Source organism: Pseudonocardia nigra (assembly GCF_019396355.1).
Lineage (GTDB): Bacteria > Actinomycetota > Actinomycetes > Mycobacteriales > Pseudonocardiaceae > Pseudonocardia > Pseudonocardia nigra.
Genome location: NZ_JAHKRK010000107.1, coordinates 1 through 24,524, shown reverse-complemented (window position 1 = coordinate 24,524; position 24,524 = coordinate 1). Strand labels below are relative to the sequence as shown.

Below are 24,524 nucleotides of genomic sequence, written 5' to 3'. Positions count from 1 at the left end.
GCACCGACCGGATCCTCCCGACCAGCACGCCGCCGAGCAGGGCGAACGCGGCGGCGACGGCGTAGAGGACCGGGTAACCGCCGAGGTGGGTCACCACCGGCGCGGCGATCACCGGAGCGAGCACCTGCGGCAGCGAGTTGGCGATGTTGACGACCCCGAGGTCCTTGCCCCGGTCGGCAGCGGCCGGGAGCACCTCGGTGAGCAGCGCGAAGTCCACCGACGTGTACACCCCGTACCCGGCGCCGAGCACCACGGCCGCCACGACCGGGGCGGGCCAGGCCGGGAACGCGACGAGGATCGCCACGGCGAGCGCGATGATCACCGCGGAGGCGGTGACGAAGACCTTCCGCCGCCCGAGCCGGTCCGACCACGCGCCCGCGCCGACGACCGTGAGCACCACCGTGGTCGCGTACACCAGCGTGAGCTGGAAGACCCCGGCCGCCGGGTCGGCGTACCCGACGTGGTCGGCGAGGTAGAACAACAGGTAGACGATCCCGATGGCGTTGCCGAGGTTGATGAGGAACCGCGTGAGCCACGCCCAGCCGAAGTCCGGGTGCCGGCGCGGGTCGACCCAGAACCCGGCCACGAACCGCCTGGTGCTCCACGCCGGGCGCGCCGACGCGGGCAGCACCGTGTCGCGCCGCAGCAGGAGGTAGGGCACGACCGCCACCAGCAGGAACGCGGCACAGGCCAGGTACCCGGCGGTGATCCCGCCCGCCGCGGCGGCGAGCCCGGTGCCCGCCACGATGCCGACCGTCTGCGCCATGCCCAGCCAGCCGCCGACCAGTCCCCGGCGGGTCCGCGGCACCTGGTCGGGCACGGCGGCGACGAGCGCGGCGAACAGCGCGTTCAGGGTGGTCTGCGCGGCGCACCAGGCGATCGCCATGACGGCGAGCGACTCGGCGACGGCCAGCAGCCCGAGGCTCGCCGCGCCGCCCAGTGCTCCGAACACCACCCACGGCAGCCTGCGCCCGAACCGGGACGACGTGCGGTCGGACAGGGCGCCGAACACCGGGTTCGCGAGCATGGAGAACGCCGCCCCGAGCCCGACGACGACGGCGAGCGCCGCCTCCTTGCCCTCCTCCCCCACCACCGCCGTGGCCTGCAGCGCGAGCAGCACCTGCAGCGGGCCGTACCAGGCCGTCGTGAGGCCGAGGCTCGCGAGGCACAGCGCGCCGGTCCACCGTGCCGGGGGCGGCTCGACCGGTTCGGTCAGGGCGAGCTCGGGCCCGGCCGGGGTGCTCATCGCTCTCCCTCGCTGTGCCTACCCGCCCCGCCGGCTCCGCAGGCTCCGCCGGCTGCCATCCCCCGGTGCTCGGTCGGCGCTGCGCGCGGGCGCTGTGTCGATGATTCGCTCGCACGCTCGCTCATCGGGCCAGCCTGCCACGGCCGATCCGGCGCGTCACCGCACAGTGGCGCAGCGCGAGCGCAGGCCGCCGACGCACCCCGTTCCCGTCCACGCGCCCCGACTCGGTCCACGCACCCCGTCGACGGGGGGCACGCGCCGACACGGGGCGCACGCGCCGACACGGGGTGCGCCGACACGGGGTGCACGCGCAAGGCCCCGCCGACCGCCGCGACCCGCACACCCCGGCCACGCCCACGCGCGCACCCCGATTCAGTCCACGCACCCCGATTCGGTTCACGCAGCCCGTCGACGGGGGGCATGCGCCGACACGGGGCGCGTGGGCGGAGACAGGGTCGCCCCTCACGCCGCGTCGAGCAGGGCGCGGCCGGTGGCGGTCAACCGGGCGGGACCCGCCGCCGCGCCGATCAGGCCGGCGCGCGCGAGCCGTGCTCCGACGTGCTGGTCGCAGCAGGCCAGGCCGTCGACGACCAGCGCGACCCCGATGGCGTCGGCGATCGCGCAGCGGCCCGCCGCGACGGCCCGGAGGACGGCCCGATCCCGGTGGCTCAGGGTGTTCGTGGTCGACGTGGACATCGGAATCCTCCCCTTTCCGGCGCATGCTGGTACCAGGTGAGACCGGGCGTCGGCGTGGAACTCATCGGCGCTGAGCCGGCAACCATGACAACGTTTGGCAGGGTGGGCTCGTACCGTCACGGCCATGAGCACATGGCGAGAGTTCGTCGACGGCGCGCCCCGGATCGCCGCTGTCTTCACCCGGCGGCACTCCGCCACCGGCAACCTGTGTCTGCTGGCCACGCTGCGGTCCGACGGCTTCCCGCGGATCAGCCCGATCGAGCCGCGGATCTTCGAGGACCGGCTGGTGCTCGCAGGGATGCCGAACACCACCAAGTTCCGGGACCTGGGCCGCGACCCGCGCTTCTGCCTGCACACCGCCACCGTCGACACCCAGGTGACCGATGGCGACGCGAAGCTGTGGGGCGTGGTCGAGGACATCCCGGACCGGGCCCTGCACCAACGGTTCGCGACCGCGTTGTTCGAGGAGACGGGGTTCGACCTGCGGGGACGCGAGTTCGACCACTTCTACGCCGCCGACGTGCTCGGTGCCTCGTCGGTGGAGGTCGGCGGCGGCCACATGGACGTCACGGTGTGGAGGCCGGGCGAACCCGAGCGCGTCGTCCGCAAGGCCTGACCTGCCCGATCGGTGACGCCGACTGGCTGCGGCGCGCTGGGGCGGACAGAGTGGGGGTGGCGCACCCCTCGTCGTCGTCGAAGGAGAGGTCATGACCGCCACCGAGCAGCGCGCGACCACCGGCGTCGCGCACCCGCTGGACCCGCTGTCCGCCGAGGAGATCAGCGCCGCCGTCGCCGTCCTGCGCGACGCGGGGCGGCTCGGCCCGCAGTGCCGGTTCGTCTCGCTCGTCCTGCACGAGCCGCCCAAGGCCGACGTCCTCGCGTTCGACGCCGACGGCACCGCCGTGTCCCGCGAGGCCGCCGCTGTCGTGCTCGACCGGGCCGACGGGCGCACCTACGAGGCCATCCTGTCGCTCACGGACGCCGCGGTGACACGTTGGGAGCACGTTCCCGGGGTGCAGCCGCAGGTGCTGATGGAGGAGTTCTTCGCCTGCGAGGAGATCGTCAAGGCCGACCCGCAGGTGCAGGACGCGCTGCGGGCCCGCGGCATCACGGAGTTCGACGGCGTGATGGTGGACCCCTGGTCGGCCGGGCACTACGGCGACGAGGAGGAGGGCAGGCTGGTCCGCGCGCTGATCTGGGTCAAGATCGGCGGCCCGGACGACAACGGCTACGCGCACCCCGTCGAGAACCTCGTCGTCTACGTCGACACGCTCGCGAGCCGCGTGGTCAGGCTCGAGGACCACGGCGTCGTGCCGGTCCCCCAGGAACCCGGCAACTACACGCCCGACGCGCACGAGCAGCGCACCGATCTGAAGCCGATCTCCATCACCCAGCCCGAGGGCACGTCCTTCCAGGTCGACGGGTACGAGGTGCGCTGGCAGAAGTGGCGGTTCCGGGTGGGGTTCACCCCGCGGGAGGGCCTGGTGCTGCACACCGTGCGGTACCAGGACGGCGAGCGGGAACGGCCGGTGCTGCACCGGGCGTCGCTCTCGGAGATGGTGGTGCCCTACGGCGACCCCGCGCCCACCCATCGGCGCAAGAACGCCTTCGACGTGGGCGAGTACAACATCGGCACGCTCGCCAACCCGCTCGAGCTCGGCTGCGACTGCCTCGGGGAGATCCACTACTTCGACGGGGTGGTCGTCGACGGCGACGGCAACCCGCTGACGATCCCCAACGCGGTGTGCCTGCACGAGGAGGACTACGGGCTGCTGTGGAAGCACACCGACTTCCGCACCGAGAAGACCGAGGTCCGCCGCTCCCGGCGGCTGGTGATCTCCTTCGTCGCCACCGTGGGCAACTACGAGTACGGCTTCTTCTGGTACCTCTACCAGGACGGCACGGTCGAGTTCGAGGTGAAGCTCACCGGCATCATGTCCACCGGCGCCGTGCCGCCGGGCACCACGCCCACGCACGGGCAGCTCCTCAACGCCGACGGGCTCTACGCGCCCATCCACCAGCACGTGTTCAACATGCGGCTGGACTTCGACGTCGACGGCACCGCCAACTCCGTCTACGAGATCGACACCGAGACCGACCCGCCCGGCCCGGACAACCCGATCGGCAACGGCTTCCGCACCCGCGCCACGCTGCTGGGCACCGAGCGCGCGGCGCAGCGGCGGGTGAGCCTGGACCGGGCGCGGTTCTGGACGGTGGTCAGCTCGACCGCACGCAACGCCGTCGGCGAGCCCACCGGTTACGCGCTCAAGCCGCACGGCACCGTCGTGCCGTTCGTGCGGCCCGACGCGAGCGTGCTGCACCGCGCCGGGTTCATGGCCCACCACCTGTGGGTCACGCCCTACGCCGAGGACGAGCGGTACGCCGCGGGTGACTACCCCAACCAGCACTCCGGCGGCGACGGGCTGCCCCGCTGGACCACGGCGGACCGGCCGGTCCAGGACACCGACGTGGTGGTCTGGTACACGTTCGGCTCCCACCACGTCGCCCGGCTCGAGGACTGGCCGGTGATGCCCGTGCAGTACGTCGGGTTCACCCTGCAGCCGTCGGGTTTCTTCGACCGCAGCCCCGCGCTGGACGTGCCCCCGCCGGCGAACGGGCACTGCGGCTGACAGCGGTCGGCCGATACGTGGGCGAGCCGGGTCGGGAACCCCCGACCCGGCTCGACCGTCCCTGCCGTCCCTCAGTGCACGGTGTGGGTGCTCCGGCGGCCCGGCCAGATCTTCGACCCGGTCATCCCGCCGATCGCGGCCGCGGCGACCGCGAGGCCCAGCCCCAGTGCCGTCCAGCCGGCGGACTGGCGCGCGGTGGTGACGGCCTGCGCCACGTCGACGTCCTGCGGCGTGACCGCGGGGGCCTGCGCGGCAATGTTCGCCAGCGGACCGAGCAGCGCGCTGCCGCCGATCAGGGCGAGGCCGAGGATCCCGGCCACGGACAGCGCCCACGTCAGCACACCGTGCAGGGCACCGTCACCCGCGCTGCGCCACATGCTGGACGCGCCGGCCATCAGCCCGCCGACGAAGAAGGCGATCAGCCCGAGGACACCGCTGACGATCGCCGTCGCCGTGCCGCTCGCGCCCCCGTCGAACCCGAGGTCGAGCCAGCCCAACGCGAAGAACAGCAGTTGCAGCACGAGGAACGTCGTGATGGTGACGATCGCCCCCGCCCAGATCGGGCCCCACCGCACGCGGTCGCGCCCGGCGCCCGCCGGCGTCTCGCGCACCACATCCTCGCGGACGGCCGTCTCCTGCACGGGCGCCGTGCGCTGCTGCGGAATGCTGACGTCGCCGACCGGGGTGGCCGCACTCGTCGGCTCACGCGTGGTCATGTTTCCTCCCGTCGTTGCCGGTGCGTACCGGCAGCCGTCCGGCTACCGTCCGGTCGCCCCGGGCGTTCCCGGCCCTGCGCCCCCGGCAACCCGGACGCCACATCACGTTCGTGTGACGGGTCGGGCTCACCCGTCGAGTGTCGCGAACCGGCCCCGCCCCGGACGTCCCGCCGCCGGCGAGTGGGCACTGCTGCCGGCGCACCTCACAGCCGCGCGGCCTGGGCCAGCAGGTAGCGCTGCTCCGGGCCGCTCGTCGCCCTCCGGGCGGCCTCCGCGAACTCCGACCGCGCGGCCGCCCCGTCGCCCGCCATCTCCAGGAGGTGGGCGCGGACCGCGTGCAGGCGGTGGTGCCCGGACAGCCGCCGGTCGGCCGCCAGCTCGTCGAGCACGCCGAGCCCCGCGTGCGGCCCGTGCACCATCGCCACCGCGACGGCCCGGTTGAGCGTCACCACGGGGTTCGGGCCGAACTGCGCCAGCAGGTCGTACAGGGCGAGGATCTGGGGCCAGTCGGTGTCCTCGGGCCGCTGCGCCTCGGCGTGCACGGCGGCGATGGCCGCCTGGATCTGGTAGGGGCCGACGGGCGCGCCGGCGAGCGCCGCGGTGAGGATCGCGACGCCCTCGGCGATCGCCTCCCGGTCCCACCCGCCGCGATCCTGGTCGGCGAGCGGCACGAGGCTGCCGTCCCGGCGGGTGCGCGCGGCCCGCCGGGCGTCGGTGAGCAGCATCAGCGCGAGCAGCCCTGCCACCTCGCCGTCGCCGGGCAGCAGGCGCCGCACCTGACGGGTGAGCCGGATCGCCTCGCCCGTCAGCTCGGCGCGGTGCACCTGCGGGCCGGCCGTGGCGATGTACCCCTCGTTGAACACGAGGTACAGCACGTGCAGCACCGCGCCGAGCCGGTGCCGCCGCTCCTGTGGAGGGGGCAGGTGGAACTCCGCACCGGCCGCCTTGATCTGCTGTTTCGCCCGGCTGATCCGCTGGGCCATCGTCGCCTCGGGGACGAGGAACGCCCGGGCGATCTGCCCGGTCGTCAGCCCGCCCACGGCGCGCAGCGTCAACGCCACCTGCGACGGCGGCGACAGCGCCGGATGGCAGCACAGGTAGAGCAGCGTCAGCGTGTCGTCCGCGGCGGCCGGGGCGTCCACCGCCGGTGCCAGCTGCTCGTCCGCCGGCGCCCTCGTGGCGACCGTGGTCTCGCGCCTGCGCCGGGCGGCGTCACTGCGCAGCTGGTCGGTCAGCCTGCGCGCCGCGACCGTGATGAGCCACCCCCGCGGGCTCTCCGGCACACCGTGCTCGCCCCACTGGACGGCGGCCGCGAGCAGCGCCTCCTGCACCGCGTCCTCGCACGCGTCGAACCGGCCGTGATGGCGCACCAGCGCGCCGAGCACCTGCGGCGCGAGCTCCCGCAGGGTGGCCTCCACCTTCTCCCCGCTCACCACGGCGCCTCTCACATCTCCAGGCCCGCGATGTCCATGGCCGGCCGGATCTCCACCCGCTCCCACCGCGCGTCCGGGATCCGGGCGGCGATCTCCGTGGCCCGCTCCAGGCTCTCGCACTCGACCATGTAGTACCCGACCAGGTGCTCCTTCGCCTCGGCGAAGGGGCCGTCGGTGCTCAGGGTGGCGCCGTCGCGGACCCGGACGGTGCGGGTGGTCACCGGGTCGGCCAGTGCCGCGGAGACGATCAGCTCGCCGGACGCGATGAGGTCCGCGTCGACGGTGGCGTGCTCGACGACCGCGCCGTCCGCCAGCGCGGCCCGGTCCGCGGGCGGCAGCGCCTCCCAGTTCTCCGGGTTGCTCCAGATCAACAGCATGTACTTCACGGCTTCGCTCCCTCGTGACCGTGGCGCCCCCCGTGGGCACCGCTCCCGGAGACATCGCTGCCGGCATCCGCAACTCGACACCGCGCGGATGTCGAGGACCGGTCGGCGGCGCCGATGTCTCCACGATGCCGCTGAAGTTCAGGAGCCTGCCATGACCACGTGCCTTCGTCCCACGTCCGTCCGTCCCGCGAGCCCACTGGCGAAGCGCCTGCTGCCGTTGCACGTCGCGGCGTTCCTGCAGGGGATCGGCCTGTGGGTGCCGGTCGAGAAGCTGTTCATGACCGAGATCGGTTTCGACGCGGCGAGCATCGGCCTGATGGCCGCCGCCTACGCCGCGGTCGTCCCGATCCTCGAGGTGCCCTCGGGGATCCTTGCCGACCGGTGGAGCCGCCGCGGCGTCCTCGTGGTGGCCGCCGTGGCGCTCGCGGCCAGCGCGCTGCTCGGCGGGCTCAGCCACGACGTCCCCACCTACATCCTCAGCGCGCTGGTACTGGGGGTCTACTTCGCGATGTACTCCGGCACGATGGACTCCGTCGTCTACGACACGGTGCTGGAGGAGACCGGGAACAGCGCCGCCTACGAGCGGGAGATCGGACGCAACCGGCTCGTCAACAGCATCGCGCTGGTGGCGAGCGCGTTGGCCGGCGGTGCGCTCGCCGGGTTCGCCGGCACCCGGGTGACCTACCTGCTGACCGTGCCGCTCGTGGCCCTGTCGGTCGTCGCGCTGCTCCGGTTCCGCGAGCCGCGGCTGCACCGCGCCGCCGAGGCCGGATCGCTGCGTGCCCACATCGCGCTCACGGCCCGCGCGCTGGCCGGCAGGCGCCGGCTGCTGCCGACGATCACCCTGTCGGTGCTGACCGCGCTGCTCCTGCAGGTGCTCCTCGAGTTCGGGCCGCTGTGGCTCGTCGCGCTGGCCGCCCCCGCGGTGGTGTACGGCCCCTACTGGGCGGGGCTCGTGTCCTCCCTCGGGCTCGGCGGGGTGCTCGCCGGCAGGCTGGACCTCGACCGACCGCGCACGGCGGTGGTCGTCGCCGCGCTCCTGACGGCGGCGGGCTGCGTGCTCGCCATCGCTCGGAGCGTCGTCCTCGTGACCGCGGCCCAGATCCTGCTCGCGCTGCTGGTGGTCGCGGCCGGCATCCACGCCTCGCGGCTCCTGCACGACGCCGTGCCGTCCACCGTGCGGTCCGGGGTCGCCTCCGGTGTCAGCACGCTGTCCTGGATCGCCTTCCTGCCCATCGCCCTGGTCTTCGGGCTGGTCAGCCAGCACGACGGCGTCCACACGATGGGCTGGCCGATCACGGCGCTCGCCGCTGTGGCCGGCGGTCTGCTGGTCGGGGCCGCCCTGACGCGTCCGGCGCGCGGCGCGGACGAGGACTGAGGCGTGCTCACTCCCGGCGCCGCAGCGGCGGCATCGCGGCCGCGCCGAGCAGCGCACCGGCGATCAGCACGGTCACCCGCTCTCGTCCAGCGCGATGAGCGCCAGGCCGGTCTCGGGGTCGACCCGCTTGCGCAGGTGGACGGGCGACTCGGTGACGATCACCTCCAGCGTCGGCCACACCACCGCGCGCTGCAGGTGGCCGCCGACCGTGGAGCCGTCGCGCAGGCCCAGCACGGCGTGGGCGTGCACGGCGGGGGCGCCGTCCTTGGTCGCGATGTCCCCCAGCAGCGACAGGACCTCGGCCTGTTCGGTGACCGGGATGTCCTGGTACTGCATGACATCGGGGTCGAAGTAGCCCAGCGTCGCCTCCCGGCAGGCGCCGACGGCCGTCAGGCCCGCGCCGTTGATCTCGTGCTCGCGGGCGAACCGGGCCAGCTCCTCGGCGGCCTCGTCGCCCTTCGCCATCACGACGGCGAACGTGCGCAGGCCGTCGGTCTCGTGCAGCAGCGTGCTCCTCATCGTGCTCCTCTCCGGTGGCGGGTGCGCCGGACCAGCGCCGCGGCGGCCAGCAGGCCCCCGGTGGCGGCGGTTCCGGCGGTGATCGCGCGGGCGCTGCGGCCCGGTCGGTGCCCGTTGACGGCGGGATCGGGGGGATCCGCGGGCTCGTCGGCGGTCATCAGCAGCGCCTCCGCCAGGTGCACGGCGCGCCGGCCGGTGCCGCCCTGCTCGATCTGGGTGCGGCAGCTGAAGCCGTCGGCCAGCACGAGCGTGTCGGGGTCGGCGTCGCGCACGGCCGGGAGCAGGGCGCGCTCCGCGCACGCCATCGACACGTCGTAGTGCCCGGCCTCGAACCCGAAGTTGCCGGCGAGCCCGCAGCAGCCCGAGTCGAGCCGCTCCGCGTCGATGCCCGCCCGCTTCATCGCCTCCATGTCGGCGTCGAACTCCAGCACCGCGTGCTGGTGGCAGTGCGTCTGCACGATCGCCGCCCGCTCCAGCTGCTCGGGCTCCCACGGCTGCGGCGCGTGGTGGAGCAGCGCCTCGGCCAGGGTGACGATCTGCATCCGCAGCCGGTCGGCGTCCTCGTCGGCGGGCAGCAGCTCGACGGCGTCGGACCGGAACACCGCCGTGCAGGACGGCTCCAGACCCACCACGAGCGTGCCCGTCTCGATCCACGGGCGCAGGGCCGCGATCGTCGACCGCAACTTCTGCTTCGCGGTGTCGAGCTGGCCGGTGGAGATCCACGTGAGCCCGCAGCACAGCGGCTCGGTGGGTACCGCCACCGCGAACCCGGCGCGCTCGAGCACCTCGACCGCGGCGCGCGCGATCTGCGGGTCGAAGTGGTTGGTGAACGTGTCGGGCCACAGCACCACGGCGTTCGGGTCACCGGGCCGCACGGGTGGCCGGTCCTGGCGGCGCCACCAGTCCTGGAACGCCTCGTCGGCGAACCTCGGCGCGTCGCGCTCCGTGGCCACACCACCGAGCTTCTTGCCGATCGTCGACAGGACCGGGGCGTGCAGCAGGGCGTTCACCAGCCGCGGGGCGCGCTTCGCGATCCGCGCCAGCGTCGGCAGCCACCCCAGGCTGTAGTGCGCCATCGGCCGCAGCCGCCCCCGGTAGTGGTGGGCGAGGAACTCCGCCTTGTAGGTGGCCATGTCCACGCCCACCGGGCAGTCGGACTTGCAGCCCTTGCACGCCAGGCACAGGTCCAGTGCGTCGCGCACCGCCTCCGAGCGGAACCCGTCGCGCACGGGCGAGTCCTCGTGGCCCTGCAGCATCTCGAACAGCAGCCGGGCGCGCCCGCGCGTGGAGTGTTCCTCCTCCCGCGTCACCTGGTACGACGGGCACATCACGCCCCCGTCCGGCGCGGAGCGCCGGCACTGGCCCACGCCGACGCAGCGCATCACGGCCGTGGTGAAGCTGCCGTGGTCGTGGGGGTAGCCGAACCAGGTCCCGTGGGCCTTCGGCCGCCAGTCGGCGCCGAGCCGGAGGTTCTCGTCCACGCCGTAGGGCTCGACGACCTTGCCGGGGTTCATCCGGTTGCCCGGGTCGAACAGCGCCTTGAGCTCGCCGAACCCGCGCACCAGCTCGGGGCCGAACATCCGCTCCAGCAGCTCGCCGCGGGCCTGCCCGTCGCCGTGCTCCCCCGACAGCGACCCGCCGTAGGACACCACCAGGTCGGCCGCGCGCTCCAGGAACCGCCGGAACTGGGCGACGCCCGTGGCGGTCTTGAGCCGGAACGGGATGCGGGTGTGGACGCAGCCCTGCCCGAAGTGCCCGTACAGCGAGGGCCGCTCGAGGTCGAACTCCTCGAACAGGTCCCGCAGGTCGCGCAGGTAGTCGGCGAGCTTGGCCGGGGGTACCGCGGAGTCCTCCCAGCCCTCCCAGGTCTCCGGGGTGAGCACCGGCCGAGCGGTCACCCCGAGCCCGGCCTCGCGGGCCTCGAGCATCTTGTCCTCGCGCACCGGGTCGTCGGTGAGCACCACGTCCGGATCGTCGGTGCTCTTGCCCAGCGCCTCGAGCAACCGGGCGGCGTACCCGTCGGGCTCGTCCGGGCCGTCGCCGCCGTACTGGATCAGCAGCCATGCCTCGCCGTCGGGCAGCAACTCGAGCGAGTCGGTGTGCACGTGCTGGTTGCGCATGAGCTCGGCCATGCGGGCGTCCATCGCCTCCAGCTGCACCGGATCGACGTCGGTGCTCTCGAGGATCTTCGGCACCGCGGCCGCGGCCTCGATGACGTCGGGGAAGCCGAGCACGAGCATCGCCGTGTGCTCCAGCACCGGCACCAGGTCCAGTTCGGCGTGCAGCACCGTGACCAGCGTTCCCTCGCTGCCCACGAGCAGCTGCGCGACGTCGAAGCCGTGCTCGGGCAACAGCGAGTCGATGTTGTAGCCCGACACCCGGCGCGGGATGTCCGGGTACTTCTCGCGGACGAGGTCGCCGTAGCGGTCCCGCAGGTCGCGCAGCCCCCGGTAGAGGTGGGCCCGCTCGCCGGCGCCACGGGTGATCGCGTCGAGCTCCTCGTCGCCGGTCTTCCCCGCCCACCAGCGCAGCCCCGAGTACGTGAGCACCTCGAGGCGGCGCACGTTGTCCACCGTCTTGCCGTAGGCCTGCGCCGTTGATCCGCAGGAATTGTTGCCGATCATGCCGCCGAGGGCGCAGTGGTCGTGGGTGGCCGGCTTGGGCCCGAACTTCAGCTTGTGCGGCGCGACCTGCTTGTTGAGGTCGTCCAGCACGATCCCGGGTTCGACGATGCAGGTGCGGGCGTCCGGATCGACCGAGACGACGCGGTTGCAGTACTTCGTCCAGTCGATGACGACCGCCGTGTTGGTGCACTGGCCGCCGAGGCTGGTGCCCCCGCCGCGCGACAGCACCGGGGCGCCGTGTTCGCGGCACACGGCCACCACCTCGGCCCCCGCCTCCACGGTGCGGGGCACCACGACCGCGATCGGCACCTGCCGGTAGTTCGAGCCGTCCGTCGCATAGGCGCCGCGGGAGCCGGCGTCGAACCGCACCTCACCGTCCACGCGGGCCCGCAGGTCGGCCTCGAGGGCCTGCGTGTCGAGGCCCGGCAGCGGGCTCGGCGGGCGCAGTTCCAGATCGGTCATGGGGATCCCTCCTGGTAGCGCTGGGCGACGTCCCGGCGCAGCGTCAGCCCGTGCCCCGCAGCGGTCGGATCCGGGCGGAGCGCGCCATCTGCCGGATCGAGGACGCCGTCGAAGAACATCTGCTCGATGCGGACGTGGTCGTGGAACCACTCCAGGTGCCGCACGTTCGGCGTCGCCGCGGCGACGTGCGCGTGCACGTGCGGGGCACAGTGCGCGGAGACCTCCAGGTGATGGGACGCCGCGACGGCCGCGATCCGCAGCCACTCGCTGATCCCGCCGCAGCGCGTGGCGTCGGCCTGCAGGCAGTCGACCGCCCCCGCCTCGCACATCCGCCGGAAGTACGTCAGGTCCCCGCCGTACTCCCCGGCGGCCACGTCCGGGCGGACCGCGTCGCGGACGGCCCGCAGCCCGTCCAGGTCGTCGGACGAGACCGGTTCCTCGAACCAGCGGACGTCGCAGTCGGCCGCCGCCTCCATCACCCGGACCGCCTGCTTGCGGCCGTAACCGCCGTTCGCATCGACGAAGAGCTCCGCGTCCGGCCCGATGACGACGCGCGCCTGGGCCATCCGGGCCAGGTCGCGCCGCGGCCTGCTCCCCCACGACTCGCTGATCTTGATCTTCATCCGGGTGATCCCCGCCTCGGCCCAGCCCTGCAGCTGGTCGCGCAGCCGGCCGGCGTCGTAGGTGGTGAAGCCGCCGCTGCCGTACACCGGCACCTCGGCGTGCACCGCGCCGAGCAGCCGGTGCAGCGGCAGGCCGAGCAGCCGGGCCTTGAGGTCCCACAGCGCCACGTCGACCGCCGAGATCGCGTAGCCGACGACACCGGAGCGCCCGGCGTTGCGCACCGCGGTGAGCATCCCGTGGAACGCGGCCCCGACGTCGAGCGCGTCGCGGCCGAGCACCACGGGGGCGAGCTGGGCGCGCACGACGTCGGCGCAGGCCGCCGGGCCGTAGGTCCAGCCGGTGCCGACGGTGCCGCCGCTGCGCGCCTCGACCAGGACCATCGTGGTGGAGTCCCAGGTGAGCGTGCCGTCGCCCTCCGGCGCGTCGGTGGGCACCGTGTACACGGCGACGTCGAGGGCCTCGACCGGGTTGTCGGCCATCAGCTGCCCCGGTGCGGGAGGAACTCCTGGAGCTTGGTCTTCACTCCCTGCTTGATGAACCCCCACCGGTCCTCGTCGCCCTTCAGGACACTCTCCATCGTGCTCTTGGCCTGCTCGAACGTGGCGTGCGGCGGGATCGGCGGCACGTTGGGGTCGCACCGCACGTCGAGCACCGTCGGGCGGTCGGCGGCCAGCGCGCGGTCCCAGGCGGGCCCGATCTGGTCGGGCTTCTCCACCGAGATCGCCTGCAGCCCCAGGCTCGCGGCGAACGCGGCGTAGTCCACCTCGGGCAGGTCCTGCGACTCGGTGAACTTCGGCGCGCCCTCCATGGCCCGCATCTCCCACGTGACCTGGTTGAGGTCGTTGTTGTGCAGCACGGCCACCACCAGCCGGGGGTCGCTCCACTCCCGCCAGTACCGCTGGACAGTGATCAGCTCGGCCAGCCCGTTCATCTGCATCGCGCCGTCGCCCTCGAAGACGATCACCGGCCGGTCCGGGCAGCCCACCTTCGCCCCGATCCCGTAGGGCACGCCGGGGCCCATCGTGGCGAGCGTGCCCGAGAGCGAGCCCCGCACGTTGCCGCGGAAGCGCAGGTGGCGGGCGTACCAGTTGGCCGCCGACCCCGAGTCGGCCGCGACGATCGCATTGTCCGGCAGGCGATCCGACAGCTCGGCGAACAGCCGCATCGGGTTGATCGGGTCGGCCTCGACGCCGGCCCGCATCGCCATCGTCTCCCACCAGCGGGCGACGTCCTCCTCGATGCCCTCCCGCCACGAGCGTTCGGTCTTGCGCTCCAGCAGCGGGATCAGCGCACGCAGGGTAGCGGCGGCGTCGCCCACGAGGTTGACCTCGTAGGGGTAGCGCATGCCGATGAACGTGGGGTCGATGTCGATCTGCACCGCCCTGGCCTGCCCGAACTCCGGCATGAACTGCGTGTAGGGGAAGTTCGACCCGACGGTGAGCAGCGTGTCGCAGCCCATCATCATCTCGTAGCTGGGCCGGGTGCCCAGCAGCCCGATCGAGCCCGTCACCCACGTCGGCTCGTCGGACACCACGTCCTTGCCCAGCAGCGCCTTGGCGACGCCGGCGCCGAGCAGGTCGGCCACCTGCTCGATCTCGGCGCGCGCCCCGCGGGCGCCCTGCCCCACCAGCATCGCGACCTTGCCACCGGCGTTGAGGACGTCGGCGGCGCGGCGGACGGCGGCGGCGTCGGGTGCCAGCTCCGGCCAGTGCACCCCGACGCTGGAGGGCACCATCTTGAACGCGTGCGTCGGCGGGGAGTACTCCAGCTCCTGCACGTCGGCGGGGATGATGACGGCCGTCGGGGCGCGGCGGGCGGTGGCGACCCGGATGGCCCGATCGAGCACGTTCGGCAGCTGCTCGGGCACGTTGACCGACTGCACGTAGTCGCTCGCGACGTCCTTGAAGAGCGTCTGCAGGTCCACCTCCTGCTGGTAGGACCCACCCATCGCGCTGCGGTTGGTCTGGCCGACGATCGCGACCACCGGAACGTGGTCGAGCTTCGCGTCGTAGAGCCCGTTGAGCAGGTGGATCGCTCCGGGACCGGACGTGGCGGTGCAGACGCCGATGCGCCCGGTGAACTTCGCGTACCCGACGGCCTCGAACGCCGCCATCTCCTCGTGGCGGGCCTGCACGAACCGCGGCCGGTCGTCCGCGCGTCCCCACGCGGCCAGCAGGCCGTTGATGCCGTCGCCCGGATAACCGAAGACGGTGTCGACGTCCCATTCGCGCAGGCGGCTGAGCAGGTAGTCGCCGACGGTCGGTGCTGCCATGAAAGTCTCCTCGGACGTCATGCGACGGGCGGCGCGCCCACCCGCCACTTCTCGGCTACCCCGCAACCGTTGCGTGTATGCACGAGTTTGGCCACGGGTCCCTTCCGGGGTTACCCCGACCGCGCCGATCGATCCGCCTCCGTGTACGGCCCGCCCGGACGGGTAGCCACCGGCCGACGCGAGATCGGGAGGAAGCATGGGACGCGAGGGGGATCACCACGGGCAGGTCGTGGTCGTCACCGGGGCCAGCGGTGGCATCGGGCGCGCGACGGCCCGGATGTTCGGGGAGCGCGGTGCCGCCGTCGCCCTGATCGCCCGGGGCGAGGAAGGCCTGGACGGCGCCGCGCGGGACGTGCGGGACGCGGGCGGCCGGGCGCTTCCGCTGTCGGTGGACGTGGCCGACCACGCCCGGCTGGCGGAGGCGGCCGACCGGATCGAGTCCGAGCTCGGACCGATCGACGTCTGGGTCAACGTGGCGTTCACATCGGTGTTCGCCCCGTTCAGCAAGATCGGGACCGAGGAGTTCAAGCGGGTCACCGAGGTGACCTACCTCGGCTACGTCTACGCCACGAAGGTGGCACTGGACCGGATGCTCCCCCGCGACCGAGGCACGATCGTGCAGGTCGGTTCGGCGCTCGCCTACCGCGGGATCCCGCTGCAGAGCGCCTACTCCGGCGCCAAGCACGCGATCCAGGGGTTCCACGAGGCCCTGCGCTGCGAGCTGCTGCACGACAAGAGCAACGTGCACGTGACGATGGTGCAGATGCCGGCCGTCAACACCCCGCAGTTCGACTGGGTGCTGTCGCGGCTGCCCCGCCGCCCGCAGCCCGTCCCCCCGATCTACCAGCCTGAGGTGGCCGCCCGCGGCGTCGTCTACGCGGCCGACCACCCGAAGCGGCGGGAGTACTGGGTGGGCGGCTCCACCGTCGGCACCCTGCTCGGGGACAAGTTCGCACCGGGCCTGCTCGACCGCTACCTCGCCCGGACCGGGTACGGCTCCCAGCAGACGTCGCAGCAGGCGGACCCGGACGCCCCGGCGAACCTGCGCGACCCCGCCGACGGCGCGGGCGAGCAGGACTACGGCGCCCACGGCCGGTTCGACCCGCAGTCGTCGCCGCGGTCCTACCAGCTGTGGGCGTCGCATCACCACGGCCTGCTCGGGGCGGCCGCCGGCGGGCTCGCCCTGCTCGGCCTCGGCAAGCTCCTGCGCAACCGCTGACGGCGATGCCGCTCCGACTGGAGGACTACGGGCTCATCGGTGACACGCAGTCCGCCGCGCTGGTGGGCTACGACGGGTCCATCGACTGGTTGTGCCTGCCGCGGTTCGACTCCGAGGCCTGCTTCGCCGCGCTGCTGGGCGACGAGCGCAACGGGCGCTGGCTGCTCGCCCCCGCGGGCGGCCACCGCGCGACCGGGCGCCGCTACCGCCCCGACACCCTCGTGCTCGAGACCGACTTCACCACCGCGGACGGGACCGTCCGGGTCACCGACTGCATGCCCGTGCGCAAGGGCCTGCCGGACGTCTTCCGCCGTGTGGAGGGCCTGTCCGGGCGGGTGCGGATGCGCAGCGAGATGGTGCTGCGAACCGGGTACGGCCGTGTGGTGCCCTGGGTGCGGCAGACGGGGCGGCACCTGCTCGCCGCGGCCGGCCCCGACGGCTTCACCCTCGACAGCGACGTGGAGCACGAGCTCGAACGCGACGACATCGTCGCCGAGTTCGAGGTCCAGGCGGGTCAGCACGTCGACTTCCGGCTGGCCTGGACCGGCTGGGGCGAGGAGCCGCCCGCTCCGCTGGACGTGAGCAAGGAGATCGAGCAGACCGCGAAGTGGTGGCAGGACTGGACGGGCGCGTGCCGCTACGAGGGCGAGCACCGCGAGGCCGTGGTCCGCTCCCTGATCACGCTCAAGGCGATGTCGTACGGGCCGAGCGGCGGGATCGTCGCCGCGCCGACGACGTCGCTGCCCGAGCAGCTCGGCGGCGTCCGCAACTGGGACTACCGGTTCTGCTGGATCCGCGACGCGACGTTCACCCTGCTCGCGCTGCTCGACGCCGGGTACGAGGACGAGGCGGTGGCGTGGCGGGAGTGGCTGCTGCGCGCGGTGGCGGGCCGGCCGGAGCAGATGCAGCTCATGTACGGCGTCGAGGGCGAGCGCAGGCTCACCGAGTTCGAGCTGGACTGGCTGCCCGGCTACGCAGGCTCGCGACCGGTGCGGGCGGGCAACGCGGCGTCCGGCCAGTTCCAGCTCGACGTGTACAGCGAGCTGATGGACGCCCTGCACCAGGCCCGCAGCCACGGCATCCCACCCGACGAGCAGGCGTGGGCCGTGCAGCGGGTGCTCATGGACTTCCTGGAGTCGCACTGGCGCGACCCCGACGAGGGCATCTGGGAGATCCGCGGCGAGCGCCGCCACTTCACGCACTCCAAGGTGATGGCGTGGGCGGCGGTCGACCGTGCGGTGCGCGGCGTGGAGGACTTCGGGCTGGACGGGCCGTTGCCGGACTGGAAACGCCTGCGCAGCACCATCCACGACGAGGTGTGCGAGCAGGCCTACGACCGCAAGCGCAACACGTTCACGCAGTACTACGGCTCCTCGACGCTCGACGCGGCGTTGCTGCTGATGTCGTCGGTCGGCTTCCTGCCCGCCACCGACAAGCGGATGCGGGGCACGGTCGCGGCGATCGAGAAGGAGCTCTGCCGGGACGGGTTCGTGCAGCGGTACACGATGACGAAGGCGACCGAGAAGCTCGACGGCCTGCCCCCGGGCGAGGGCGCCTTCCTCCCGTGCACGTTCTGGCTGGCCGACCACTACCTGCTCGCCGGGCGCGGCGACGGCGGCCGGGCCGTGTTCGACCGGCTGCTGGGCCTGCGCAACGACCTGGGCCTGCTCTCGGAGGAGTACGACGTCGCCGCGAGCCGGCTGGTCGGCAACTTCCCGCAGGCCCTGACCCACCTCTCGCTGGTCAACACCGCCCTCGACATCGCCTCCGCGCAGGGCCCGAGCCACCGGCGGTCCGGGACGGGGCGCAAGAAGTGACCGCCACCGACAGCCGCTCGGCCTTCCGCCACCGGGTCCCGGTGGCGGTGCTGGCGCTGGTGGGCGCCGGGATCGCGACGTACCTGACGCTGTTCCAGCTCGGGGTGCTCGACACCGTGTTCGAACCCTTCTTCGGCGACGGCAGCCGACGCGTGCTCACCTCGCCGGTGTCGCGGGCGCTGCCGGTGCCCGACGCCGCACTCGGCGCCGTCGCGTACCTGGCGGAGCTGGTGCTCGAGCTGTCGGGCGGGCGGGACCGGTGGCGGCGACGGCCGTGGCTGGTGCTCCTGCTGGGCCTCGTCGCGGCCGGGTTCGCCCTCGACGGCGTGGCGCTGCTGATCCTGCAGCCGACCCTGACCGGCACGTTCTGCACGCTGTGCGTGTGCTCGGCGCTGATCTCGTTCGCCGTGGCGTTCCTCGTGCGGCGCGAGGTGCTCGCCGCGCTGCACGTGGTGCGGGAGCGGCGCCGGGCCGGCCTGCCGCTGGCGCGGGCCCTCACGTCCGGCTGACGATCGGCCGCATCCTCGCGGTCGTCTCGACGTCGGTGATCGCCGTGAGGTTACCGGGATCGCGGTCGCGAATGCGAAAACGGCACGCTCGCGATGATCACCGCAGCGGGGATCACCGTGAGATTGCCGGGATCGCGGTCCGTGGTACGGAAACCGCCCTCTCGCGCTGATCGAGGTCGGCTGATCACCGTGAGGTTCGCGTCATCGCGGTCGCGAGTGCGGAAACCGCCCTCTCGCGGTGATCACGACATCGGTGATCGCCGCGAGATCGCCGGGATCGCGGTCGCAGATGCGGAAATCGCGCACTCGCGGTCGTCACGACATCGGTGATTCCCGTGAGATTGCCGCGAGCGCGGTCGCAAGTACGGAAACCGTACGCTCGCGGTGATCGAGGTCGGTGATCACCCTGAGGTTCGCGTAATCGCGGCCGCGAGTGCGAAAACCGCCCTCTCGCGGTGATCCCGGGTGATCGCCGTGAGGTTGCCGGGATCGCGGTCGCAAATGCGGAAACCGGGCACTCGCGGTCGTCACGACATCGGTGATCCCCGTGAGATTGCCGCGAGCGCGATCGCGAGTGCGGAAACCGCACGGTCGCGGTGATCTCTGACGCTGAGCCGGTCCCGCAGGTCGGGTGTGTCCCGCGGAACCGCCTACCGCAGGACCTCCCCGTACCGGGCCCGCGGGCGGACCGGCCCGAAACGGTTCAGCGCGTCATAGGCAGTCGCGCGGGATGACCCGGTGCCAGTTCCGGGAGAAGATCCGCTCCTCGCCGTCGTAGCCGTCGAGGCGGGCGTGCAGGTGGAACTCGGTGTCGGTGCACGTCAGCTCCGTGTGGGTGACCGCGCGCGCCCGCCAGCCGTCGCGGGCGAACTCCATCGTCCACTCGGTGTCGCCCCGGGCGGAGGAGAAGTCGTCGGCGACCCAGCTGTAGCGCTCGTACGCGCGGCGGGCGACCTCCAGGTCGATCGCGTCGTAGCGCACCGCGCCGGCGTCCTTGACGATCTCCAGCGCCGAGTTGTAACCGACCATGTCGCGCGAGACCGTCCACCGGTGATCCCCGGGGCGCAGGCGCGTCATGTCGATCGGCGATGCCCCCTCCGGCGGCTCGAACGGGCGCAGCGGGAGCTCGTCGGACTCCGAAGTGGGCCGCACCGGGAGCGTCAGCGAGCTCGTCCCCGTCCGGATCCGCAGCCGCGCCGGTCGCGGCGGGGCCCAGGCCAGCGGCCAGTACGAGCTGGACAACGACAGCCGGATCCGGTGCCCCGGGGGGAACGCCTGCGCCACGCCGTTGAGCCGCACCCGCACGCGGTAGCTGCGGCCGGGTTCGAGCGGCGCCGGGGCGTCGCTGCCGTCGCGGTGGGTGAGGTTGAGCAGGCCGTAGGTGATGCGCGTGGCCCGGCCGTCCGGCGCGACGTCCGAGAGCCGCGCGGCCACCATCGCAACCGGCTGGTCGGCCGCGACGTCGAGGTCGACGACGGGCGCGCCGAGGATCTCGCAGCGCTCGGTGAGCTCGTCGGTGTCGAACACCAGCGACCCGCCGTCCTCCTCGCGCTGGTCGTAGGGCAGGTCCGGCGGCGCGTTGTAGGAGGCCCACTTGCCCGCGAACTGCCCCACCGACAGTGGCGACTGCACGTGCAGGTCCCGCTCGACCGGCTCGTCGGCGGCCTCGGCGATCCGGTGCGGGGCCAGCGGGCGCTGCACCGGCGTGACGTGCGGCGACGGCCAGCTCGGCTCGCCGACCCAGCGCCCGGGCCGCTCCTCGTACGACGTGGACGGCGGCACGCTGTCCTGCATCCAGGTGCGCAGCATCGGCCCGTCCATGACGTCGTTCGGGACCTTCTTCAGCCAGTGGTCGAACCAGCGGACGACCTCCTGCAGGTACCCGATCGCGGGGCCCGGTTCGCCCAGGTGCGGATAGCGGTGCGACCACGGGCCGATCAGGCCCTTGCGCGGCACGTCGAGGTGCTCCAGCACCCGGAACACCGCGTTGGAGTACCCGTCGGCCCACCCGCTGGAGGCGAACACCGGCACCTGGACGGCGCCGTAGTCCTCGCACACCGACGCCCGGCGCCAGTAGTCGTCGCGGCGCTGGTGCGACAGCCACTCGTCGATCCAGGGGCCGACCCCGGCCAGGCGCTCCTGCCACATCTCCCGCCACCGGTCTCCCACGGTCGCCGGATCGGGCGGGCAGGTCGAGTGGGCGAACATGGTGCCGGCCTCGGCGAGGTTGTCCGAGAGCAGGCAGCCGCCCATGTAGTGCATGTCGTCGGCGTAGCGGTCGTCGGTGAACGACGCGATGACGATCGCACCGAGGCTCGGCGGCCGGCGCGCGGCCACCTGCAGGGCGTTGAACCCGCCCCACGAGATGCCCATCATCCCGGTCGTGCCGGTGCACCACAGCTGGTCGGCGAGCCACGCGAGCACGTCCTCGATGTCGCGGTGCTCGGTCTCGGTGTACTCGTCGGTGAGCACCCCCTCCGAGTCGCCGCTGCCGCGCAGGTCCAGGCGCACGCAGGCGTAGCCGTGCCCGGCGAGGTAGGGGTGGTGGATCGAGTCCCGGTGCGAGGTCAGGTCGCGCCTGCGGTACGGGATCGACTCGAGCAGGCCGGGCACCGGGGTCTCGTCCGACGACGCCGGTCGCCAGACGCGCGCGGCCAGCAGCGTGCCGTCGCGCGCCGGGATCTCGACGTGCTCGTCCTCGACGATCTCGTGCGGCAGGTCGGTGACCGCGCGCATCAGCGGTTGCCCTCCTCGGTGTCCTCGATGTCCCCGACGTCCTCGATGTCCTCGATGTCGTACTGCAGCGCGGCGATCGCGCGCTCGTACCTGTCCTCCAGCTCGGCCACGTCGCGCGCGCCCACGACGACGTCGGTGAGCTCGAAGCTGTAGCTGTCCTGGGCGTCCATCTCCGACAGCCGCTGCCCCTGCTCGGGCACGGGGTGCAGGGCGACGCCGGGGATGTCGCGCTGGATCCGCTCGATCTCCTCCGAGGTGGGCACGCGCCGCACGATGCCGTCGGAGAAGCGACGGTGGTACCACTTGGCCGCGATGCCGTAGCGCCCCTGGCGGTGCGGCAGCTGCGGGTCGCGGCCGAGCGCGAGGTTGAGCATGGCCTGGTGGTTGGGCGCCCCGTCGACGTCGGCGAACAGCATCGCGTGCGACTGCGAGTGCCGCGGGTTGATCTCCAGCAGGTTGATGTCGCCGGTGGCGGGGTCGTGGAAGAACTCGATGCTGAACGTCGCGTTGTCCAGCCCGATCTGCGCGATGACGCGCTCGGACAGCTCCCGCAGCCGCTGCGTCACCTCGGCGGGCAGCTGGGAGGGGTACTGGTGGCGCAGGAAGACCGAGCTGCCCGGATAGGTGAGCGAGTCCAGCACCCCGTACACCTCGATCCGTCCGTTGTGGACGTACCCCTCGGTGGCGACCTGGTTCCCGGTGAGCGCCTCCTCCGCGAGGCACGACGTGCCGCTCACGTCGGCGATCTCCGGCGGCAGGTCGAGCTGGTCGAGCACCCACTGGAACGGGCCGCCCACGCGCCCGATCCCCTCGCGGATCTCGGCGGCGGCCGAGGCGAACTGGTCGTCGTCCTCCAGCTGGAACGCGAGCTCGGAGGAGAAGCCCTTCACCGGCTTGAGCCACATCGGGTACCGCAGGTCCGCGGGCGGCTTCGGGTCGCCCTCGAGGTCCACCACCGCGAACCGCGGCAGCGCGTCGATCGCCTTGCGTTGTTCGAGCCTGCTCCAGTACTTGTGCTCGCACTTCACGATCGCCTCGAGGTCGGCACCGGGCAGCCCGAAGCGGCGGCACAGGATCGGCACCATCGAGCTCACCGGGAAGTCCCAGAACCCGACGATCGCGTCGATGCGGCCCTCGTCGGCGGCGAAGGCCTCCAGCTGCGCCTGCGCCTTGTCGAGCAGCTCCACGATCGGGATCTCGCCGTGCTGCAGCTCCGCGATGGACAACAGCGGGTGGAACCGGTACTCGTCGGCTCGCGGCACCTCCCGCAGCGCTTCCAGATTCGCGTCGTCGAGTCCCAGCACGAACACGTTCGTCGGTTCCACACTGCTCCCGTCCCTCGGTCGGCGACGCGCATCGGCGCGCCCTGGCCGTTGGTCGGCTACCCGGCGGTGCGCGCCGTTAATGACCCGACGGACACAACACATGTCACGCGGAGGACCGGGCGGGCGGCAGGGCTGCTACTTCGCTGCTACTTCACCCCGGACGGGTCGAGCGGGCGCGGCCGGTCCGGGTCGCGGGCCGACCCGCCACCGCCCCCTCCCCCGCCGTCGTCCCCGCCGTCGTTGCCCCTGGTCTCCACCCACACGGTCACCGGGTCGCCCGCCGGGATCTCGATGCCCGCCAGTGGCTGCTGGCCGGTGACGACCCCGTCCAGGGGCAGGGTGATGTCGGGGTCCGGACCCACGACGGCGACGCGGGCCGACATCGCCAGTTCGTGGGCCTGCGCCACGTCCAGTCCGACCAGCGCGGGTACCAGCGCCTTCGCCGCCTCCGTCATGCCCTCCGACGATAGGGGGTCGGGCCGGTGCCCGCGGTTCGACCGACCCCCGGGCGGGGTAACCGGCAGTCTGGCCGGCGGAGAGGGGAGACACGGTGCAGGAGATGCGCGTCGTCGCGATCGGGATGGATCCTCAGGTCTCGCAGCCGGTCCTGCTGCTGCAGGAGATCGCGGGCAGGCACCGGGTCCTCCCGGTCTGGGTGGGCGTGCCGGAGGCGACCGCCATCGAGCTCGAGCGCCAGCGCGTGATCACGCCCCGGCCCACCACCCACCGCCTCATCGGCGAGGTCATCACGTCCTGCGGCCGGCAGCTGGAACGCGTGCGCGTGACGATGATGCGCGACAACGTCTTCCACGGCGAGCTCGTGCTCGACGGCGGCACCCGGATCTCCGCGCGCGTCAGCGACGCCGTCGCGCTCGCCCTGCACCTCGACGTCCCCATCCAGGCCGAGGACGACGTGCTCGACCAGGTCGCCGTGGCCGACGCCGAGGTCGTCACCCTCGATCCCGGCGGCGAGGCCGAGCCGCTCGACCTCGACCCCGCCGACCGACCGCCCGCCGAGGGCGGGGCCATCGACGTCGGCGAGATCGCGGAGTTCCGCCGCTTCCTCGACGATGCCTCGCCGGAGGACTTCGACAAGGGCTGACGCGCGACGCCTACCGGGCCAGCCACCCCCCGTCCACGGGCAGGACGGCGCCGTGGACGTAGTCGGCGGCCCGCGAGCACAGGAACAGCACGGCGCCCGCGATGTCGGTGGCCTCGGCCCAGCGGCCGGCGGGGATGCGGTCGAGGATGGCGCGGCTGCGGTCGGCGTCCTGGCGCAGGTCGTGGGTGTTGGCGGTGGCGACGTAGCCGGGGGCGACGGCGTTGACGTTGACCCCCATGCCCGCCCACTCGTTGGCCAGTGCCTTGGTGAGCCCGGCGACGGCGGACTTCGAGGAGGTGTAGCCGGGGACGTTCACCCCGCCCTGGAAGCTGAGCATCGAGGCGGTGTTGACGATCCGGCCGCGCCCGCGGGCGATCATCGCGCGGCCGACCTCGCGGGACAGGACGAACGTGGCGCGCAGGTTGACGTCGACGACGTGATCGAAGTCCTCGTCGGAGTGCTCCGCCGCCGGTGCGCGGCGGATCGTGCCGCCGTTGTTCACCAGGATGTCGACGTCGCGGGCGGCGAGGTCCGCGGCCAGGGCGGCGACCTGTTCGCGCACCGCGAAATCGGCCCGCAGTGGGATGAACTTGCGGCCCCGGCCCTCGACGGCGGTGCGGACGGCGCTCTCCCCGTCGGGCAGGTCCGAGCTCACGCCGATGATGTCGGCGCCCGCCGCGGCCAGGCATTCCGCGATCGCGAGGCCGATGCCCCGGCGCGCCCCCGTCACCACGGCCAGCTGGCCCTCCAGGCCGAAGAGCCTCTCCGCGTAGGTGGCGGGGGTGGTCGCGTTCGTCATGTCGGCGGTGTTCTCCTACTCGGGTGGTGGT

Annotated in this window: 20 protein-coding genes; 7 read left to right on the top strand and 13 right to left on the bottom strand. The window is 73.0% G+C overall.

Annotation, left to right across the window (positions count from 1 at the left end):
* Both KME75_RS23595 and KME75_RS23590 read right to left on the bottom strand, forming a co-directional pair.
* Window positions 1-1,246 (bottom strand): MFS transporter (locus KME75_RS23595; RefSeq protein WP_219417059.1); only part of this gene is annotated, 1,246 nt, incomplete at its 3' end.
* Between the two features lie 462 nt (window positions 1,247-1,708).
* Window positions 1,709-1,942, bottom strand: a complete 234-nt coding sequence (locus KME75_RS23590; protein ID WP_219417058.1) for a hypothetical protein — start codon at window positions 1,940-1,942, stop codon at window positions 1,709-1,711.
* Window positions 1,943-2,066: 124 nt separating this feature from the next.
* Between KME75_RS23590 and KME75_RS23585 the strand changes: the two genes are divergently transcribed.
* Complete coding sequence (locus KME75_RS23585) at window positions 2,067-2,558, top strand: pyridoxamine 5'-phosphate oxidase family protein (protein ID WP_219417057.1); 492 nt, start codon at window positions 2,067-2,069, stop codon at window positions 2,556-2,558.
* Window positions 2,559-2,649: 91 nt separating this feature from the next.
* Complete coding sequence (locus KME75_RS23580) at window positions 2,650-4,572, top strand: primary-amine oxidase (protein ID WP_219417056.1); 1,923 nt, start codon at window positions 2,650-2,652, stop codon at window positions 4,570-4,572.
* 71 nt (window positions 4,573-4,643) lie between these two features.
* Here the strand turns inward: KME75_RS23580 and KME75_RS23575 are convergent, their stop codons facing one another.
* The 3 genes from KME75_RS23575 to KME75_RS23565 all read right to left on the bottom strand — a co-directional run bounded on the left by KME75_RS23575 (window position 4,644) and on the right by KME75_RS23565 (window position 7,098).
* Window positions 4,644-5,288, bottom strand: coding sequence for a hypothetical protein (locus KME75_RS23575; RefSeq protein WP_219417055.1), 645 nt, complete (start codon window positions 5,286-5,288; stop codon window positions 4,644-4,646).
* A gap of 203 nt (window positions 5,289-5,491) precedes the next feature.
* On the bottom strand, window positions 5,492-6,724 hold the full coding sequence (locus KME75_RS23570; RefSeq protein ID WP_219417054.1) for an RNA polymerase sigma factor: 1,233 nt from the start codon (window positions 6,722-6,724) through the stop codon (window positions 5,492-5,494).
* Between the two features lie 8 nt (window positions 6,725-6,732).
* Complete coding sequence (locus KME75_RS23565; RefSeq protein WP_246632691.1) at window positions 6,733-7,098, bottom strand: YciI family protein; 366 nt, start codon at window positions 7,096-7,098, stop codon at window positions 6,733-6,735.
* 160 nt (window positions 7,099-7,258) lie between these two features.
* Here KME75_RS23565 and KME75_RS23560 point away from each other — a divergent pair, with 160 nt between their 5' ends.
* Window positions 7,259-8,485, top strand: a complete 1,227-nt coding sequence (locus KME75_RS23560) for an MFS transporter (RefSeq protein ID WP_219417052.1) — start codon at window positions 7,259-7,261, stop codon at window positions 8,483-8,485.
* Window positions 8,486-8,557: 72 nt separating this feature from the next.
* Here KME75_RS23560 and KME75_RS23555 read toward each other — a convergent pair whose 3' ends face one another.
* From KME75_RS23555 to KME75_RS23540, 4 genes are read right to left on the bottom strand one after another with little or no spacing between them, the layout of a single operon-like run.
* Entirely contained in the window at window positions 8,558-9,004 is a 447-nt protein-coding gene (locus KME75_RS23555) for a PPC domain-containing DNA-binding protein (protein WP_219417051.1), read from the bottom strand.
* Window positions 9,001-12,090 (bottom strand): FAD-binding and (Fe-S)-binding domain-containing protein, encoded by a 3,090-nt coding sequence (locus tag KME75_RS23550; protein WP_219417050.1) that lies wholly within the window; start codon window positions 12,088-12,090, stop codon window positions 9,001-9,003. Before KME75_RS23550 ends, KME75_RS23555 begins: the two co-directional genes overlap by 4 nt.
* Window positions 12,087-13,193 (bottom strand): enolase C-terminal domain-like protein, encoded by a 1,107-nt coding sequence (locus tag KME75_RS23545; protein ID WP_219417049.1) that lies wholly within the window; start codon window positions 13,191-13,193, stop codon window positions 12,087-12,089. Before KME75_RS23545 ends, KME75_RS23550 begins: the two co-directional genes overlap by 4 nt.
* Window positions 13,193-14,986, bottom strand: a complete 1,794-nt coding sequence (locus KME75_RS23540; protein WP_219417048.1) for a thiamine pyrophosphate-requiring protein — start codon at window positions 14,984-14,986, stop codon at window positions 13,193-13,195. The genes KME75_RS23545 and KME75_RS23540 overlap by 1 nt, the downstream gene beginning before the upstream one ends.
* Before the next feature lie 196 nt (window positions 14,987-15,182).
* On the opposite strand from KME75_RS23540, the gene KME75_RS23535 reads away from it, so the two are divergent.
* The 3 genes from KME75_RS23535 to KME75_RS23525 are packed head-to-tail and all read left to right on the top strand — an operon-like array spanning window position 15,183 to window position 18,531.
* On the top strand, window positions 15,183-16,205 hold the full coding sequence (locus KME75_RS23535) for an SDR family oxidoreductase (RefSeq protein ID WP_219417047.1): 1,023 nt from the start codon (window positions 15,183-15,185) through the stop codon (window positions 16,203-16,205).
* 5 nt (window positions 16,206-16,210) lie between these two features.
* On the top strand, window positions 16,211-18,022 hold the full coding sequence (locus tag KME75_RS23530) for a glycoside hydrolase family 15 protein (RefSeq protein ID WP_219417046.1): 1,812 nt from the start codon (window positions 16,211-16,213) through the stop codon (window positions 18,020-18,022).
* Window positions 18,019-18,531, top strand: a complete 513-nt coding sequence (locus KME75_RS23525; RefSeq protein ID WP_219417045.1) for a vitamin K epoxide reductase family protein — start codon at window positions 18,019-18,021, stop codon at window positions 18,529-18,531. The genes KME75_RS23530 and KME75_RS23525 overlap by 4 nt, the downstream gene beginning before the upstream one ends.
* A 711-nt stretch (window positions 18,532-19,242) precedes the next feature.
* Here KME75_RS23525 and KME75_RS23520 read toward each other — a convergent pair.
* The 3 genes from KME75_RS23520 to KME75_RS23510 form a co-directional block, all read right to left on the bottom strand.
* Window positions 19,243-21,267: a CocE/NonD family hydrolase gene (locus KME75_RS23520; RefSeq protein ID WP_219417044.1), complete on the bottom strand. Its 2,025-nt coding sequence runs from the start codon at window positions 21,265-21,267 to the stop codon at window positions 19,243-19,245.
* Entirely contained in the window at window positions 21,267-22,592 is a 1,326-nt protein-coding gene (locus KME75_RS23515; protein ID WP_308283017.1) for an ATP-grasp domain-containing protein, read from the bottom strand. Before KME75_RS23515 ends, KME75_RS23520 begins: the two co-directional genes overlap by 1 nt.
* Window positions 22,593-22,738: 146 nt before the next feature.
* Window positions 22,739-23,047, bottom strand: a complete 309-nt coding sequence (locus tag KME75_RS23510) for a PASTA domain-containing protein (RefSeq protein WP_219417042.1) — start codon at window positions 23,045-23,047, stop codon at window positions 22,739-22,741.
* Between the two features lie 104 nt (window positions 23,048-23,151).
* On the opposite strand from KME75_RS23510, the gene KME75_RS23505 reads away from it, so the two are divergent.
* Entirely contained in the window at window positions 23,152-23,694 is a 543-nt protein-coding gene (locus tag KME75_RS23505; protein ID WP_246632688.1) for a bifunctional nuclease family protein, read from the top strand.
* A gap of 10 nt (window positions 23,695-23,704) precedes the next feature.
* Here KME75_RS23505 and KME75_RS23500 read toward each other — a convergent pair whose 3' ends face one another.
* Complete coding sequence (locus tag KME75_RS23500; protein WP_219417040.1) at window positions 23,705-24,493, bottom strand: SDR family oxidoreductase; 789 nt, start codon at window positions 24,491-24,493, stop codon at window positions 23,705-23,707.
* Window positions 24,494-24,524 lie beyond the last annotated feature (31 nt).